The sequence below is a fragment of the Nonomuraea sp. NPDC003754 genome (assembly GCF_053605785.1).
Window position 1 is genome coordinate 291,769 of sequence record NZ_JBSGJX010000006.1, and the last position, 16,867, is coordinate 308,635.

Consider the following 16,867-nt stretch of genomic DNA (forward strand, 5'->3'; position numbering starts at 1 on the left):
GAGACGTGACCAGAATCGCCCTCTGCCAGCTGCCCGTCTCCCCCGACCCCGCCACCAACCTCAAGCGGGCCACCGAGGCCGTCGCCAGGGCCGAGGGCGCCGACCTCGCGATCTTCCCCGAGGCCACCCTGACCAGGTACGGCAGGCGCATCGCCGAGCTGGCCGAGCCGCTGGACGGCCCCTTCGTGACCGGCCTGGCCGAGGCGGCCCGCGACCACGGCGTCGCGGTGATCGCCGGCGTCTTCGAGCCGGGCGAGGGCCGCGTCCACAACACCGCGGTCGCGATCGACGCCTCGGGCGCCATCAGGGCCGCCTACCGGAAGATCCACCTGTTCGACTCCTTCGGCTCGCGCGAGTCGGAGCTGGTGGCCCCCGGCTCCGAGCCCACGGTGGTCGAGCTGGCCGGGCTGCGCATCGGGCTCATCACCTGCTACGACCTGCGCTTCCCCGAGCTGGCCAGGGCGCTGGTCGACAGGGGCGCCGACATGTTCGCCGTCATCGCGGCCTGGAGCTCGGGCCCCCTCAAGGAGGACCACTGGATCACGCTCGTGCGGGCGAGGGCGCTGGAGAACACAATGTGGACCGCCGCCGTCGACCAGGCGCCCAATCCCGCCGAGGCGAGCGACGGGTTCGGCGTCGGGCGCAGCATGCTGGTCGACCCGCTGGGCGTGGTGCGCGCCGATCTGGGTAGCGCACCGGGCGTGCAGGTGGTCGAGCTCGACGCCGAGCTGACCGCCTCCGCCCGCGCCACGCTGCCGTGCCTCGAGCACCGGGTGCTGGGTGTGGGCCGGCTGCCCTGACCAGGGGCCGCCGCGATTGGCGGGGTTCTTGGATCGTGACGGCCAAGAGATCGTAAAGTGGTGTCGTGAACGAGCGTAGGACGCAGATGCAGAAGGTGGTGCCGCCCCGGCTGCTCGTGCCCTACCTCTCGGGCAAGCGCACGGTCATCTCCGGCTACGTCTACCGCGTGCAGGACTGCGTGCGGCTGACCACGCCCCGGGCGTTATTCCTGGGGCTCGACCTGTCCTTCGAGGGATCGGAGCTGAGCGCCCACGTGCCCGAGCTTTACCTGATGCGGTGGTACGCGCGCGACGTGGACACCTACGCGGTGCCGTACGGGCCGCACATGGGCGGCGACTGGAGCGACGCGCCGCCGTTCGCGGGCAACGGGTTCACCACCTCGCGCGAGCACGTGGTGCCCCAGTTCCACACCACGCCCATGCCCATCCCGGCGGGAGCGGAGATCGTGCACGTCAGCGGCGCGGGCGAGCGGCCGTTCGCCGCCTACGACGGGCTCACCTGGCGGCCGTCGTCATGAGCGACGAGATCGTGCCCGTGGCGTCGGGTTTCGTCGCCCGCCACCGGGGCCGCACCCACCCGGCGGCGATCGGGCCCGACAGCGACGAGGTCGTGCTGTTCAGCGAGGAGGAGCTGGACGGCTTCGAGGCGGCCTCCGGCTACTGGCGGCGCACCGTGGACCGCTCCGAGCTGGAGTGGCTGGTGCTCGTGCGCACGGTCGGGGCGTTCGGCGGCGAGCCGTGCGTGGTCCTCGACGAGGACGACGACGGCCTCCACATCGCCTACACCGGCCACAGTGGCATGAAAGCGGAGGCGCTCGGCTACTGGATGGTCGACCATGGGGCCTATGAGGTGGTCGTGCCCCGCGAGGAGGTCTTCTCGATCAGGGTGGAACGCCTGCCGGTCGGCTGACCCCGGTCAACCGGCCGCCCGGTCGAGCGTCTCTCCTGGCATGCGATGGTTATGCGCCCTCGTGCCCTTCGTCCTGGTGGGGTGCGGCGAGGCTCCGGAGACGTCGGAGATCTACCAGCGGGTCATGCAGGGCAAGGCGCCGGTCGGCCAGGTGCTGACCGTCTCGGACCCGCCGGTGCGGCTGTGGTTCGCCCGCACCACCGACGAGGACGGCGACCTGCGGCTGTGCGGGCCCCGCTCCTGCGGCCACGACGTGTCCGACCGGCCGGAGCCGGCGTGGGCGGAGGACCGCGAGGGCGACCTCTACTACGGCGCCGCCCGGCCCGGCGTGGCCGGCGTGCGCGCGCGCACCGTGGAAGGCGCCACGGTCAGCGGCACCGTCCACCGGCCCGCGGGGGCGCCGCTTTCCATCTGGACGGTGACCGTCCCCGGTGCGCGGGTACGCGGTTTCGATTTCCTCGACTCCTCCGGTCAACCGGTCGCCACGGCGGGTGTCTCTGGTACGTGATGGAAACACCCACCATGGCGCCCGCGGCCCCCACCTTCGCGGAGCTGTTCGCCGCGCAGTACCAGTCCCTGGTACGGCTGGCGGGACTGCTGGGCGCCGACGACCCCGAGGACATCGCCCAGGAGGCGTTCGCCAGGCTGCACGGCCGCCGCCTGCGCGACGACGCGGCGGCACTCGGCTACCTGCGCGCGACCGTCTGCAACCTGACCCGTAACCGGCTGCGGCACCTGCGCCTCAGCCGGCTGCGCCGTCCCGAACCCCCCGAGCCGGCCCGCAGCAGCGAGCACGCCGTCATCGTGGCCGAGGAGCACCGGGAGCTGCTGGCCGCCCTCGACACGCTGCCGCGCCGCCAGCGGGAGGCGCTGATCCTGCGCTACTGGCTCGACCTGTCCGAGCGAGAGATCGCCGACGCCATGGGCGTGTCGCCCGGTTCGGTCAAGACACACGCCAGCCGGGGGCTGGCGGCACTGAGGGGGAAGCTGTGAACGACCTGGAAGAGCGGCTGCGTGCCGCGCTCGACGCCCGCGCCATGACCTTCGAGGCCGGTCCGACGGCCTGGATCGAGGTCCAGCGGCGGGCCCGGCGGGGCCGGTGGGTCTGGCCGGTCCTGCTGGCCGCCCTGCCGGTCGCGCTGGTGGCCCTGCTCGTGCCTTTCCTGCTCAACGGGGGCCAGGACAGGCAGACGACCATGGGCCCGCCGAAGGACCCGAAGCCGGTGGGCGAGGCGCTCGTCATCGACAACCCGACCGAGGACCGCCCGATGCGCCTGTGGTACGGCAAGAACGACGCGGGCCTGCTCGCGCTCTGCCGGGACGTGCAGTACGCGGGGAGCGCCTCCTCGAGCATGTGCGGCGAGAACGCCGGCGCCAAGGCGATGCGGAACGCCGGCTGGTTCGAGGGGACGACCCAGTCCGTGCCGCTGCGTGAGACCATCCTCGACTACGGTGGCGCGCGCCAGGAGGTGGCGACGGTGACGGCGGTCACCGCGAAGGGGGCCCGTTTCACCGGCACCCTCCACCAGCCCTCGGGGGCCCCGATGAAGATCTGGACGGTCGCCTACCCCAGCACGGATCAGGTCACCTCCTACGAGTTCGCCGACGCCGGCGGCCGCGTCCTCTCCCAGCGGCTGCGGGGCATCACGATGCTCCCCGAGTCCGCGCAGGGCAAGCCCGCGGGCGCCGCCGTGAAGCTCGGCGACCTCAGCGTGCGGCCCTACGACACCCCCGACCGCAATCTCATCTGGACCCTGGAGGGCCGCGAGGTCGGGCTCCACCTGGTCAGGGTCGACAACCTGACGCTCGACGACCTGGGCGGCAAGCCCATGGCGGTCCAGCTGCGGGTCAACAGCGGCCACTGGTTCGGCATCGCCCGCCGGGGCACCGCGAAGGTGGAGCTGGTCCGCAAGGACGGCAAGGCGCTGACGGCGGCGGTGAAGCCGGACCCGTGGAAGGTGGGGGTGAGCCTGTTCGCGGGTGGGCGGGCCGTCACCGGCGACCTCTACCTCGAAGGCTTCACCCTGGTGGGCTACGACGCGGCGGGCAGGCAGCTGTGGCGCGACGACCATCCCGCCGACAAGCCCGCCTGGGACCCGCACCCGCCGATCGGCGAGGTGGTCACCGTCGGCGAGGCGAAGGTGTGGTTCAGCAAGGTGACGCTCGCCGACGGCAGGACCTGGGACGGCCTGTGCCGCTCCACCCCCGGGACCAAGACCACGTGCGACGCCTTCGAGCCGGTCGGGCCCGATGACGCCCGCCGCCTGCTCGACCTCGGCAAGAGCGCGATCGGGGTGGCCGGATCCGAGGCCACCCAGGTCGAGGCGGTGAAGTCGGGTGCTCGCGGCACCATGTACGCGCCCGCCGGCGCGCCGCTGAAGATCTGGGCCGTCCCCTACCCCGGCGGCAGCGAGCAGTTCGTGCTGAGCGACGCCAGGGGAAACACGGTGGCCTCGGTCGGCGGCGACGCGCCCGACGCGTGCACGGTCTCCCCGCCCGTCGGCCCGGCCGCCGTCCTGGAGGGCGGAGCGAGCATCACCCACCAGAACGGCTGCATGATCATCTGGGGGGCCGGGGGGCGCTTCGCCGTCGAACCGCACAGGATCGAGGACGCCACCTACAGCCACAGCCAGAACGTCCTCGCCGGATGGACGGTCAAGAAGACGGCCAAGGTCGAGCTCGTCTACCCGGACGGCGCCCGCCTGACCGCGACGCTGCGGTCCGACCTCTGGGGTCTCGGTTTCACCCTGTTCTCCGCCCGCACGACGAAGGACAACCTGGACGTGCACGTGGTCGGCTACGACCAGGCAGGCAAGGAGATCTGGCGGCGCTAGATCCCGAGCGAGCGGTAACGCGCCAGGCGGGCAGGCAACCTGTCCGCCTTCGGCGTCGCCAGCAACCGCGCGATCTCGTACTCCAGCGCCCGCGCCACCCGCTCGCAGAAGGCCTGTGGCTCGTAGGCGGCGTCGGGCCGCTCGGGGATGACGCGGTCCACGATCCCGTCGCGGCGCAGGTCGGTGGCGCGCACGCCCTGCGCCTGGGCGATCTCGGGGGCGAAGTCGACGCTGCGGTAGAGGATGGCCGAGGCGCCCTCGGGCGGCAGCGGCGACAGCCAGGCGTGCTGGGCGGCCAGCACCCTGTCGGCGGGCAGCAGGGCCAGCGCGCCGCCGCCCGCCCCCTCACCGAGCAGCAGGCAGACCGTCGGCGCGTCGAGCATGACCAGGTCGGCCAGCGAGCGGGCGATCTCGGCGGCCAGGCCGCCCTCCTCTGCCGACTTCGACAGGGCGGCGCCCGCCGTGTCGATCACGGTGACCAGGGGCAGGCCGAGCTCGGCGGCCAGTCGCATGCCGCGCCTGGCCACGCGCAGCCCGGCGGGCCCGAACGGTCCCGTCGCCCGCTGCGTGCGCCGGTCCTGGCCGAGCACGACGGCCGGCGCCGTGCCGAACCTGGCCAGGGCCAGCAGCAGCCCCGGGTCGGCCTCGCCCTCGCCGGTGCCGTTCAGCGGGGTGACGTCGGTGGCGGCGAGCTTGAGCAGCGTGCGGATGCCCGGCCGGTCGTCGCGGCGCGAGCGGGTGATGGCCTCCCACGCCTCCACCGGACGCAGGTCCTCCTCGGGGGCGGCCCCCGCCTCGAGCCCGCTCCTGCCGGCCGTCAGCACGGTCAGCGCGCTGATGGCCATGGCGCGGGCGTCCTCGGCCGAGACGACCGCGTCCACCAGGCCGTGCGTGAACAGGTTCTCGGCCACCTGGACGCCCTCGGGGAAGGCGTAGCCGTGCAGCGACTCGAACACGCGCGGGCCGAGGAACCCGATGAGCGCCCCCGGCTCGGCCGCCGTCACGTGCCCGAGCGAGCCCCAGCTGGCGAAGACGCCACCGGTGGTCGGATGCCGCAGGTAGACGATGTACGGCAGGCCCGCGTCACGATGCCGTTGCACCGCCGCCGCGATCTTGATCATCTGGGTGAAGGCGAGCGCGCCCTCCTGCATGCGGGTGCCGCCGGAAGCGGGCGAGGCCAGCAGCGGCAGCCCCTCCCTGGTGGCCCGCTCGACCGCCAGCACCAGCCGCTCGGCCGCCGCCACGCCGATCGAGCCGGCCATGAACGAGAACTCGCAGGCCATGACGGCCACCCGGTGCCCGCCGAGGAACCCCTCACCGGTGATCACCGACTCGTCGTAGCCGCTCTTCGCGCGGGCGGCGGCCAGCTCTTCGGCATAGGAGGAGCCCGGCTGCGAGGGGTCGGCGGGCGGCGTGTCCCATGACTTCCACGATCCCTTGTCCAGGACCGTCTCGATGAGAGTGCGCGCGTCCGGCCGGCTCACCACTGCTCCCCTGCTGTCGTCGAGTGCTGCAGAATTGACGCGCCGGTCACCGTTCCCGTTCCGCCAACCAGGAAAGTACGTTCTCGCCGTCCTGATCGAGCGCCGGCGGCGCGGTGTGCTCGACCGGCTCGGCGCCGTCGAAACGCAGCGGCGGCCCCGGCAGTTCGATGCGGCCCAGCACGGGATGGTCCACCTCGACGACCAGCCCCTGGGAGCGGGTCTGGTCCCACGCGTAGACCTCGTCCAGCGTGCGGATGGCGCCCGCGGGCACGCCCAACTTGGCGAGCGCGGCCAGCCAGTGCGCCCGGTCGTGACGGGCCAGGGCCTTCTCCATCTCGACGATCAGCTCATCCCTGTGCGCGAACCTCTGCCTGTTCGTCGCATACTTCGCGTCATCGGGGTCGATGTCCAGCAAGGCGGCCACCTTGCGCCACTGCACGTCGTTGGCGACGGCGATCTGCAGCATCCCGTCGGCGCAGTGGAAGGCGCCGTAGGGGGCGATGGAGGCGTGGTGGTTGCCGCCCGCGACGGGCACCTGGCCGCCGACCGTCCAGGCGGTGCCGTGGTAGGCGTGCACGCCGGTCACCGCGGCCAGCAGCGAGGTGCGCACCACCTCGCCCCTGCCGGTGCGCTCGCGCGCGTAGAGGGCGGCGACGACGCCGTAGGCGCCGTGGATGCCCGCCAGCAGGTCGGCGATGGAGGCGCCCACCCGGTACGGCTCGTCCGGCGAGGGCCCGGTCAGCGACATCAGGCCGGCCTCGCCCTGGGCGATCTGGTCGTAGCCTGGCCTGCCGCCTTCGGGGCCGTCGTGGCCGAAGCCGGTGATGGACAGCACCACCAGGCGGGGGTTGAGCTCGTGCAGGCGCTCGACGGGGAAGCCGAGGCGGTCGAGCACTCCGGTGCGGAAGTTCTCGATCAGCACGTCGCTGTGCCGTACCAGGCGCTCGATGAGCCGCCTGCCCTCCTCCGACTTCAGGTCGACCGCGATGGACTGCTTGTTGCGGTTGGCGGACAGGAAGTAGGTGGAGATGTCGTGCTCGGGGCCGACGAAGGGCGGCCCCCAGCCGCGTGACTCGTCGCCGCCCCGGGGATGCTCGACCTTGATCACCTTGGCGCCGAGGTCGCCGAGCATCTGGGCGGCGTGCGGGCCCGCCAGGGCCCGCGACAGATCGAGGACGACGATGTCGCCGAGGAGTCCGCGCAAGATCAACCTCCAGTGGTGGTCGCCGAGCTTACGGCCTTACCAGCCTCGCAGGCGAGAGGCAGCGCTCGACAGTCAGGTCCCTGTTCCACCATGGCAGGATCGGTCGGATGAATCACCTGGTGAGACGCATCATGGCAAGGCCACCGTCCTGCGGTCGCACCCGTGTCGTCGCGGTCGACGGACCGGCCGGCTCGGGCAAGACGACGTTCGCCGACCGGCTGGGGCCCGCCCTCGGTGCGCAGGTGGTGCACAGCGACGACTTCCCCGTGCCGTGGGAGGAGGGGCCTGGGCCGTGGTTCGCCGCGCTGGAGGAGCGGGTGCTGCGCCCGCTGGGCGAGGGACGGCCGGGCTCCTTCCGCCGCTACGACTGGGTCCGCGGCGTCCACGCCGAGGAGGTGATCGTGCCCGCCGCGCCCGTGCTGGTCATCGAGGGCGTCGGTACGGCCCGCCGCGGCGCTCCGGTGTCCTTCACGGTGTGGGTGGAGGCGCCGCGGGAGGTGCGCATGGCCAGGGTGCTGAAGCGCGACGGTCCCGGCCTCGAACAGCGGTGGGTGGAGTGGTTCGCGGCCGAGGAACGATGGTTCGCCGAGGACGGCACCAGGCGGCGCGCCGACGCCGTCCTCGACCTCTCCTAGCTCCCGGCTCGACGCTCCCGCGGCCACGGCCCTCCGCCTGGTCCCTTCCGTTGGGGCAAGCGAACCTGCAAAATTACGGCCATGACCGTATCTTGGCGCACGCTGGCGATGGCCCTCCTCCTCGCCCTCCCCACCGCATCTCCGGTCCAGGCCGAATCCGTGGCACCCCCGAGCGGGTGCGGGTTCAAGAACCTGGGCGCACTCCCCCTGACCGGCGCCACCACCGCGGGCACCGCCATGGACGCCTCCCATCCCGACGGCCCCCGCGTCTACTCCGTCACCTCCAGCGCCTCGGGCCCCGCCATCCTCGCCATCAGGAACGCCAAGGACGGCACGCTCGTCGCCGAACGCCCGCTGCCGCTCGCGCTCGGCTCCTGGGCGGTCACGGTCGCCCCCGACCACTCCGTCTACGTCGGCGGCTACAACGCCACCCCGGGCGCCATGGGCAGGCTGTTCCGCTACGAGCCGGCCACTGACAAGGTGACCGAGCTGGGCATCGCCGCGCCCACCGAGACCTTCGTGTGGACGGTCGCCGCCAGCCCCGACGGCGCCTCCGTCTACGGCGGAACCTCCCCGCACGGCAAGCTCGTCCGCTACGACACCGCCGGCGGGCAGATCACCGACCTCGGCAGCCCCGTCCCCGGCGAGCAGTTCGTCAGGGACCTGGCCGTCGCCGAGGACGGCACGATCTACGCGGGCGTCGGCGCGCAGAGCATGAAGGTCGCGGTCGTCGGCGGCGACGGGGTGACCAAGGAGGTCATCGAGCCGCCCATCGAGGGCCACGGCTACGCCTACGACATCGACGTGGCCGGCCGCTACCTGCTGGTCAGGTTCGCCACCTCCACCAACAGCAACCCCATGGGCGTCTACGACCTCGAACGCCGCGCCTGGAAGGACGTCGTCGAGGACGTCGACAGCCTGACCGTCGGCGGCGGCAGGCACGGCAACCGGCTCTACGTCTTCCAGGGCGACGAGCTGGTCACCTACGACCTCGACACCGAGAAGATCACCAAGACCGGTTTCACGGACTTCGGCGGCGGCGCGGCCAGGCCGCTCGGCTGGGTCGGCCACACCCTGGTCGGCACCGGCTCGACCGGCCGTATCTGGCACTTCGACCGCAAGACCGGCCAGGGCCGGCTGCTCGACGGCACCCTCACGGGCCAGCCGGTCAGCATCCGCTCGATGGGCGTCGGCCCCGACGGCCGCGTCTACGGCGGCGGCTTCTTCACCGGCGGCCTGGCCGCCTTCGACCCCGCCACCGGCGAGACCCGGTTCTGGCCCAACGTCGGGCAGAGCGAAGGCATGGTCACCCACAAGGGCAAGCTCTACCTGGGCGTCTACCCGTGGGCCCGGATCTACGAGTGGACGGGCAGCGAGCCCAGGCTCCTGCTCAACCTGGCCGACCAGGAGCAGGACCGGCCGTTCGCGATGATCTCGGCCGGCGACCGGCTGGCCTTCGGCACCGTCCCCAAGGTCGGCACCGTCGGCGGCGCCCTCGGCCTCCTCGACCCCGCGACCGGCGAGACGATCGTCAAGCGTAACCTCATCCCCGGCCACAGCATCATCGGCCTGGCCTACCGCGACGGCGTCATCTACGGCACCACCAGCGCCTTCGGCGGCATCAGCACCCCGCAGGACGACGCGGCCGTGGCCTTCGCCTACGACATGGCGACCGACACGCTCAAGTGGCAGACCAAGCCCGTCGCCGGCGACCTGGCGCTCGGCTCGATCACCTTCGACGACGAGGGCAAGCTGTGGGGGCTGAGCCCCGACGCGCTGTACGAGCTCGACCCGGCCACCGGCCGGACCCTGCGCGTCACCAGGCACCAGACCTACCCCTGGTCCACCGCCACCCAGGTCTGGCTCGACACCAACATCGAGCTCGGCTCGGACGGCAAGCTCTACGGCAAGGTCCAGGGCAAGGTGTACAAGATCGACCGGGCGACGATGGGGCTGACGCTCATCACGCGGCCCATCTCGATCCTGCTGAAGGGACCGGACGGGCACATGTACCTGTCCAGGAACGAGAACTTCTACACCTACCGCCTCTGCTGACCTCCGCGCCTCCTCTCCGGCGTGACCGGAGAGGAGGCGTCGGCGCGTCCGGGGTGCGAGCGTCAGCGGTCCCGCTGCGCCTTGAGCCTGAACAGCCGCGACCCCTCGGCGAAGTACACCTCGCCCGACCGGTGGACGGCCAGCTGGTGCACGGCGCCCTGCTTCAGCACGTCGTGCGTCCGCGTGCGCGGGTCCAGCCAGAACACCTCGGCCCCGGCGTGCGCGCCGTACAGCAGCCGGTCGGCGGGGTTGAAGGCGAGCTGCCCGCCGGCGCTCCTGCTGCCGGACAGGGTGACGGTCTTGACGACCTTGCGCTCGGCGGTGTCCACGCCGAACACGGTGCCGCCCGCGATGCCCCACAGCCTGCCGCGGTCGTCGAAGGTCAGCGCGGGGATGGCCGGCTTGCCGGGCGCGGGCGTGATCTGCCACAGCAGCCTGTCGTCGGCCACCGACCAGGCGAACAGCCTGGCCTCGGGCTGGGTCGGCGGGGTCGCCGACTGGCCGCCGTAGATGGAGGTGCCGCCGTAGACGACGCCGTCGCGGTAGGCCAGCGAGACGATCGACTGGTCGGTGATCACGTTGCGCCGGGCGTGCTTCAACCTCCCCTCGACCGGGTCCCAGATGGCCAGCACGCCGCCGAGGTGGCCGAGGTCGGGCATGGTGCCGACGGCGAGGTAGCGACCGGCCGAGACCATGGCGCGCGGGCGGATCTGCTTGTCGGCGGCGAAGTCGAAGAGCCTGGCGGGGTTGGGCGCGGGTCCCGGCTCGGGGCTCGGGGAGTACTCGGTGCTGTTCCACAGCAGCTTCGGGTCGTAGGAGTAGACCCTGGCCTCGGGGTAGGCGCCGACGTACAGCTTGCCGGCGTGCGTGGTCATGTCCTCGCTCTGCGAGAAGGTGTGGAACTCCTCCCGCCGCCCCGTCGCGGGGTCGAGCGCGGCGAAGCCGCCGTTGAGGAACCCGCCGGTGTAGACGCGGCCGTCGGGGCCCTCGGAGATCGCGGTGATGTCGATCGGCTCGCCGCGCACGCCGGTCTGCACGAACGAGCGCGCGCCGGTCTGCGGGTTGTAGCGGAACATCAGGCCGCGCCACAGCAGGCCGACCACGCTCTTGCCCGGGTAGTCGGGCAGGCCGAGCTCGGCCCAGCCGATGCCGCGGGTGTTGGCGACCCTGCCGAGGAACGGCATGCCGGTCGGCGTGAGGGTCTTCGTGCGGGGATCGTAGCGGACGAGCTCGCCCGCCTTTACAAAGTAGATCCGGCCTTCGTCGTCGGGAGGGGACACGTCGAGGCCGTGGGCCTGGTCGAGCGCGTCGGTCCAGGTCCTGGCGGCGATGTCCCAGACGTGCAGGGGGCCGGGGCCGGCGCCGCCGTAGCGGACGTAGAGATATCCGCCGGCGACGTTGACGTCGTAGGCCCACCTGCCCGCCGGGTCGAGCCCGGGCGGGGTGGGCAGCCGGGTGGCCGCCCCGGTGGCGGCGTCGACCTCGAAGACGGCGGCGGGCGCCTCGGTGCCGGCGTAGATCTTCCCGCCGGCGTAGGAGACGCTGCGGACGTAGGCGTGGGCGGCCGACAGCTTGCCGTAGTCGCGGAAGCCGGTGGCGGGGTCGTAGCCGAACAGCCGCCCGCCGGGGGAGGTGCCGCCGTAGACGGTCGCGCCCTCGCCGGCGGCCACCGACCAGACGAAGTCGTCGGCGGGCACCGGGCGGCCGAGGTCCTTCACGCCGCCCTGTTCGGTCCAGCGGTATAGCCGGCCGTCGCCGTACGTGCCGACGTAGAGGCTGCCGTCGGGGGTGGCGTCGACCGCCCACGAGCCCGCCGCGCCCGGCAGGTCGAGGCGGGCGACCTCCGCGCCGGTGGCGGGGTCGACGGCGTTGAGGTGGGCGGGCGCGCCGGAGGAGGCGCCCCAGAGCACGGTCCCGCCGCCGGGCCCGGGGGCGACGGTGCCGCCGATGAGCAGGACGTCCTGGAGCGGGACGCCCAGGTCCTGGACGCGATCGTCCGCGCCGGCCGGGGCGGCGCTCAGTGCGGTGGTCAGCGCCAGTCCCGCGGCGACCAGTTTATGGATAAGGGTCATGACCGGAATCTAAATCGCTTGCTGATTCCGGTAAAGACCGAAATGTCGAGAGGTGGCTGAGTGTCAGGCGGCGAGGACCTTGGCGAGGGCCTCGGCGAGGTCGGCGGCGCGCGCGGGATCGTCCATCAGCATCGCCTGGCGCACCCACACGACGCTCTCCGCGGCCGCTCGCGTGGCGGGGCACTCCTCGGCGCGGGCGCCCGCCTCGGTGAGGGCGCCCATCGTGCCCAGCGGCGGGTACCCGCCCTCCAGGGGCACGCCTTCGGCGGCCATGGCCGCGAGCACGAAGGACCGGTCGACCGGCTGCTCGAAGCGGAGCATCAGCAGGTGGCGGGAGTCGCGGGTGGTGCCCTCCGGCCGCGGTACGGCGCGCACCGGCAGGTCACCGAGGTCGAGGGCGGCGCAGAAGGCCTCCCTGCGGTCGATCTCGGCGTCGAGCCGGTCGAGCCACGGCGTCAGCAGGGCCGCCTGGATCTCGGTGAGGCGCAGGTTCCAGCCGACGCTCGGGTGACCGTACCAGTGACCGCCGAGCTTGCGGCCGACGTTGCACACCGACCAGATCGCCTCATAGGCCGACTCGTCGCGGCAGACGATCAGCCCGCCCTCGCCGGCGGTCATCGCCTTGCCGGCCTGGAAGCTGTAGACGCCGGCGTCGCCGAGGCCGCCGATCGGGCGGCCGCGGTAGGTGGCGCCGTGCGCCTGGGCGGCGTCCTCCACCACCACCAGGCCGTAGCGCGCGGCCAGCTCGTTGACCGCGTCCATGTCGGCGGGGCTGCCCGCCAGGTGGACCGGCATGACGGCCACGGTCCTGGCGGTGATCGCCGCCTCGGCGGCCGGCACGGACAGGTGCAGGTCCACCGGGTCGACGTCGACGATGACCGGGGTGGCGCCGGTCAGCAGCACCGAGGTGGCCGAGGCGACGAAAGTGTAGGCGGGCACGATGACCTCGTCGCCGGGCCCGACGCCGAGGCCGCGCAGCGCGGCGAACAGGCCGAGGGTGGCGTTGCCCACCGCCACGCCGTACGGCACGCCCGAGCGGGCGGCGAAGGCGGCGGTCAGGTCGGCGACGGCGCCGCCGCCCTGCGTGGCGCCCCACAGCCCGCTCTCCAGCACGTCGGTGACCAGTTTGCGCTGGGCGTCGTCCAGGGGCGGCGGCCACGAGGGCCAGGGGGTGGAGCGGACCGGGGTGCCGCCGTGCAGGGCGAGGGTCATGGGTGTCCTCCTGATGATCGGGCGAGTAGGCGGGCCAGGTTGCCGCCCTGGATGAGCGCCCTGTCGGCGTCGCCGAGCGGCGCGAGGGCGACGCGGCCGTATCCGGCTCGCAGGTCGAGGAAGCAGGAGTCGGAGCCGTAGACGACCCGGTCGGCGCCCACCAGTTCGGCCAGGCGGGCGATCCACCGGCCCGTCATCTTCGAGCCACAGGTCTCCAGGTAGAGGTTCGGGTGGTCGGCCGCCAGGCGGGCGGCGCGGGCGAAGCCGTACGGCCAGAGCCCGGTGTGCCCCATCAGCAGCGGGACGTCGGGGTGGCGGCCGGCCACGACGGCGAACAGGGCCGGATCGCTCCACGGCGAGTCGCTCTGCCCGTGGGACAGCACCGGCAGGCCGAGCTCCCACACCGGCGCGTAGCGCGGGTCGTCGAGCGGGCACTGGTGCACGTCAGGATGGATCTTGACGCCCCACACGCCCTCGGTGACGAGCGGGGTGCGGTGGTGGGGGTTGTAGACCTGCCAGACACCGAACCTGCCGGGATGGCGGCCGGCGACCTCGAAGGCCAGACGGTTGCCCTGCGCCGCGTCGGGCCCGACGCCGAGCAGGTGGCTGATGCCCATGGCGTCGATGCCGAGCCGGTCCATGAGGCTGACCAGGCCCTCGGCGGTGGGGTCGGGGATGAGGAAGTCCGGCCAGGTGCCGACGTGGCCGTGCGCGTCGAGGATCACAGCAGGTCGCCCCCCGTCGCGATGAGCTCGATGTCCTTGTCGGGCAGTTCGAGGTGGTCGAGCAGGAAGCGGGGCCCGCAGTCGTCGAGGACGGGGGCGCCCGTGCCGAAGACCAGGCGGCGGGCGCCGAAGCGCGCGGCCAGCCACTCGACGGCGCGCTGGGTGTTGACCGTGCCCATCTCCAGCCAGACGTTGGGCGCCTCGGACATCAGCTCGGCGACCGCGCGCAGCCTGCGGTAGCCGGGGTTGAGCAGCAGGATCCGCTGACCGGGAAGCTGCCTGGCCAGGGAGAGCAGCTGGGCGGGCGAGGTCTCGTCCAGGTCGACGGCGGCGATGGTGTCGAGCGCGGCCAGCCAGCGCAGCGCGACGGGCCCGGTCAGGTCGAACCTGTGCCGTTCGGGGCAGAGCCGTACCATCGGGACCCGCCAGTCGGGGATGTCGGCGAACGCCTCGGGGACCACCACGGGGACGGGGATCAGCCGAGGGTCGTCGAGCGCGAAGAGCGCCTGGTTGCCCGCCTGGGCGTCGGAGTAGAGGCTCAGCGTGTGTGTCACGCAGGCCGCTTCGATGCCCAGGCGGTCCATCTCGGGCCGCGGGTCCTCCGGCAGGTCGTCGAAGGGCACGGGCCCGATGAGGCGGTGCGCGTCGATCAATTTCGGCACAGACCGGAACCTAGCTCTGCGGGCACCTCGGGTCAAGCCTGACTCTGGCCAGCTCCCTTCCCGACAGCGCCCATGCCTGCCACGAACCCGGCTCGAAGTGCAGCTGAGGGTTGGTGTACCACTCGTCGCCCAGCCCGGTGGCCAGCAGCCCGGCCCGCGTGTCGAGCACGTAGGCGTTCCCGCCGCCGAAGAAGGTGGCGGCGAAGACCCTGCCCCTGTGCACGGTCAGCTCGCCGTAACCCGACAGCGTGCCCTGGCGCACGACCGTCCTGGTGGCCAGGTCCAGCGCGATCCACGCGCCCGAGTCGCGCTTGTAGACGCCGTAGAGCAGGCCGTCGTGGACCTTGATGTCCTGGAAGGTGCGGTAGCCGGCGACCGGGTCGGTCTGCCAGAGCACCGTGCGGGTCGCCAGGTCGAAGGCCGCGACCGAGGCCGAGATCCTCGTCGGCGGGGTGCCGCCGCCGCCCAGCACGTCGCCGCCCAGGTAGACGATGCCGTTGGCGGAGTCGAGCGACAGGCTCATCAGGCTCTGGCCGGGGATGACGCCCTCGTGGACGTCGATCTGCCCGGTGTCGGGGTCGACGATCGACAGCGCGCCGTCGAGCCTGGCGCCCAGCGGGGCCGAGGCGACCAGGAGCTTGTCGGTGCGGGGGTCGTACTCGATGTCCCACGGGCGCTGCTGGCCGTGGCCGAGGAAGCCGACGCTCTCCACCTCGTCGGTCCTGATGTCGATGGAGACGATCTGGCCGCTGGGATAGATGGCGGCGTAGATCTTGTCGCCGCGCCGTACGAGGTCCTTCGGCTCGCCCGGCACGCGGAAGCGGCGGTGCCCGCCGGTGCGCAGGTCGCGCACGTCCATCGAGAAGTGGCCGCCGATGTAGACCGCCCTGTTGGGCACCAGGAGCATGCTCTGCACCCGCTCGGCGCCCGCGGGCAGGCCCGCGTCGATCAGCTCGACGAACTGCGAGGTGGCCGAGGCCAGGTCGAGCGACCACATGCCGCCGCTGCCGGAGAAGCCGACCAGCGTGCCCGGCGAAGTGAGCTCGAGGCGCCTGGTCTCGTCGCCCGGCGAGGGCGCGTCGGCGACCTTGGTGAGCGCGGTGTCGCCCGTGCGGTACCGGTAGACGGTGCCGTCGGGCCTGCTGGTGGCGTAGACGGTGCCGTCCGGCGTGGACACGAGCGCGTCGAGGCCGGCCCCGGTGTCGACGCGCCTGGCGTCGGCGCCGTCCTTGCGGACGTCGATCAGCGTCGTGCCGCTGACGGCCAGGATCCGCTCGCCGTGGTCGGCCACCACCGCGATGCCGGTGGAACCCTGGGCCAGCTCGCGTACGGCACCGCTCTGCCGGTCGATCGCGACGAGCTTGCCCTTGTCGAGCAGGCCCGCGTACACGTTCCGCGCGTCGGCGGCGACCGACCGGACGTAGCGCTCGCCGGCCGCCAGCACGCCGAAGTCGCGGACGGCGCCGGTGCCGGGCCTGTACTCCCACACCCGGCCGTCGGGGTAGGTGCCGGCGTAGAGGGTGCCGTCGGGCGCGGCGGCCAGGCTCCAGACGAAGCCGCCGTTCCTGCCGAAGGAGTGCAGATGCTTCACCTCGCCGGTGGCCAGGTCGAAGCTGTAGAGGTCGGGCACCGGGTAGGTGCCCGCGTAGACCTTGCCGCCGGAGACCGCGGTGGCCCACGCGCCCTCGGGCTCGCCGGTCGCGGGCCCGTCGGGCGGGGTGGCGGTCCTGACGACCTTGCGGGTGGCCAGGTCGAACTCGGCGAGCACGGGCGGTTTCTGGCCTCTGGTCACCAGGTAGGCCTTGCCCTCGTGGACGGAGGCGCCCACGATGGCGCCGGTCACCGAGGCGGGGCCGAACTTCTCCACGGTGGGCGGCCGGCAGTCGGCCGCCTGCGCGGGCGCGGCGGTGAGCAGCGCGGCGGCCAGCGCCACGACGAGTGTTCTCACGGCATCACTTCCGGGGTCGGGGGGTCGGGGGGTCGGGGGGTCGAAGGGCCGGGGTCCGGGGGTCGTGACGCGGGAGCGGGGGCGGGGAGTGTGCGGAGCGGTCCCGGCACGACCGTGGGCCGCCACCTGTTGCTCGATTTTGGCCCAGACCGTAATGTTCTGAGCGCGAATAGTCAATGGAGGCGGTTGTGACGGCGTTCGACGCGCGCGGGTTGATCGGCGAACTCACGGTGACGCTCGATGTGGACGTGCTGGTCGGCGCCTACGCCGACAGGGACGGGCCACCCGGCACGCCGTCGGCGGTGCTCGGCCGGCTGGCCGAGCAC

The 16,867-nt window shown here is 72.8% G+C and carries 15 protein-coding genes; 8 read left to right on the forward strand and 7 right to left on the reverse strand.

Going from position 1 to position 16,867, the window contains the following annotated elements; all coding sequences use genetic code 11:
* Window positions 1–5: 5 nt before the first annotated feature.
* From ACWEVS_RS10775 to ACWEVS_RS10800, 6 genes are all read left to right on the forward strand, one after another.
* Complete coding sequence (locus tag ACWEVS_RS10775; protein ID WP_452551037.1) at window positions 6–800, forward strand: carbon-nitrogen hydrolase family protein; 795 nt, start codon at window positions 6–8, stop codon at window positions 798–800.
* A 65-nt stretch (window positions 801–865) separates the two neighbouring features.
* The gene (locus ACWEVS_RS10780) at window positions 866–1,318 is read left to right on the forward strand and encodes a hypothetical protein (protein WP_354907484.1); all 453 of its coding nucleotides are present in this window, start codon (window positions 866–868) and stop codon (window positions 1,316–1,318) included.
* On the forward strand, window positions 1,315–1,710 hold the full coding sequence (locus ACWEVS_RS10785) for a hypothetical protein (RefSeq protein WP_354907485.1): 396 nt from the start codon (window positions 1,315–1,317) through the stop codon (window positions 1,708–1,710). The genes ACWEVS_RS10780 and ACWEVS_RS10785 overlap by 4 nt, the downstream gene beginning before the upstream one ends.
* A gap of 61 nt (window positions 1,711–1,771) precedes the next feature.
* A complete protein-coding gene (locus ACWEVS_RS10790; RefSeq protein WP_452414075.1) occupies window positions 1,772–2,218 on the forward strand; it encodes a hypothetical protein in 447 nt (148 codons plus the stop codon).
* Window positions 2,218–2,703, forward strand: a complete 486-nt coding sequence (locus tag ACWEVS_RS10795; protein ID WP_452414077.1) for a sigma-70 family RNA polymerase sigma factor — start codon at window positions 2,218–2,220, stop codon at window positions 2,701–2,703. The genes ACWEVS_RS10790 and ACWEVS_RS10795 overlap by 1 nt, the downstream gene beginning before the upstream one ends.
* A complete protein-coding gene (locus ACWEVS_RS10800; RefSeq protein ID WP_452551038.1) occupies window positions 2,700–4,544 on the forward strand; it encodes a hypothetical protein in 1,845 nt (614 codons plus the stop codon). Before ACWEVS_RS10795 ends, ACWEVS_RS10800 begins: the two co-directional genes overlap by 4 nt.
* Here ACWEVS_RS10800 and ACWEVS_RS10805 read toward each other — a convergent pair.
* Together ACWEVS_RS10805 and ACWEVS_RS10810 are read right to left on the reverse strand one after the other, a co-directional pair.
* Window positions 4,541–6,031 carry a carboxyl transferase domain-containing protein gene (locus tag ACWEVS_RS10805; RefSeq protein WP_354907489.1) on the reverse strand — a complete coding sequence of 497 codons (1,491 nt, stop codon included), beginning with the start codon at window positions 6,029–6,031 and terminating at the stop codon, window positions 4,541–4,543. The two genes, ACWEVS_RS10800 and ACWEVS_RS10805, sit on opposite strands and share 4 nt — an antisense overlap.
* Window positions 6,032–6,074: 43 nt before the next feature.
* Window positions 6,075–7,232, reverse strand: coding sequence for a CaiB/BaiF CoA transferase family protein (locus ACWEVS_RS10810; RefSeq protein ID WP_452551039.1), 1,158 nt, complete (start codon window positions 7,230–7,232; stop codon window positions 6,075–6,077).
* Between the two features lie 131 nt (window positions 7,233–7,363).
* Between ACWEVS_RS10810 and ACWEVS_RS10815 the strand changes: the two genes are divergently transcribed.
* Together ACWEVS_RS10815 and ACWEVS_RS10820 are read left to right on the forward strand one after the other, a co-directional pair.
* Window positions 7,364–7,867, forward strand: coding sequence for a uridine kinase family protein (locus ACWEVS_RS10815; RefSeq protein WP_452551041.1), 504 nt, complete (start codon window positions 7,364–7,366; stop codon window positions 7,865–7,867).
* Window positions 7,868–7,948: 81 nt separating this feature from the next.
* The gene (locus tag ACWEVS_RS10820; protein WP_452551042.1) at window positions 7,949–9,922 is read left to right on the forward strand and encodes a hypothetical protein; all 1,974 of its coding nucleotides are present in this window, start codon (window positions 7,949–7,951) and stop codon (window positions 9,920–9,922) included.
* Window positions 9,923–9,984: 62 nt separating this feature from the next.
* Here ACWEVS_RS10820 and ACWEVS_RS10825 read toward each other — a convergent pair whose 3' ends face one another.
* From ACWEVS_RS10825 to ACWEVS_RS10845, 5 genes are all read right to left on the reverse strand, one after another.
* Complete coding sequence (locus tag ACWEVS_RS10825; RefSeq protein WP_452551044.1) at window positions 9,985–11,994, reverse strand: hypothetical protein; 2,010 nt, start codon at window positions 11,992–11,994, stop codon at window positions 9,985–9,987.
* A gap of 63 nt (window positions 11,995–12,057) precedes the next feature.
* Entirely contained in the window at window positions 12,058–13,206 is a 1,149-nt protein-coding gene (locus tag ACWEVS_RS10830; protein ID WP_452551046.1) for a DegT/DnrJ/EryC1/StrS family aminotransferase, read from the reverse strand.
* Window positions 13,203–13,931 (reverse strand): amidohydrolase family protein, encoded by a 729-nt coding sequence (locus ACWEVS_RS10835; RefSeq protein ID WP_452551048.1) that lies wholly within the window; start codon window positions 13,929–13,931, stop codon window positions 13,203–13,205. Before ACWEVS_RS10835 ends, ACWEVS_RS10830 begins: the two co-directional genes overlap by 4 nt.
* Window positions 13,928–14,593 carry an amidohydrolase family protein gene (locus tag ACWEVS_RS10840; protein ID WP_452551050.1) on the reverse strand — a complete coding sequence of 222 codons (666 nt, stop codon included), beginning with the start codon at window positions 14,591–14,593 and terminating at the stop codon, window positions 13,928–13,930. Before ACWEVS_RS10840 ends, ACWEVS_RS10835 begins: the two co-directional genes overlap by 4 nt.
* Before the next feature lie 10 nt (window positions 14,594–14,603).
* Complete coding sequence (locus tag ACWEVS_RS10845; protein ID WP_452551052.1) at window positions 14,604–16,541, reverse strand: PQQ-binding-like beta-propeller repeat protein; 1,938 nt, start codon at window positions 16,539–16,541, stop codon at window positions 14,604–14,606.
* Window positions 16,542–16,867: the final 326 nt, after the last annotated feature.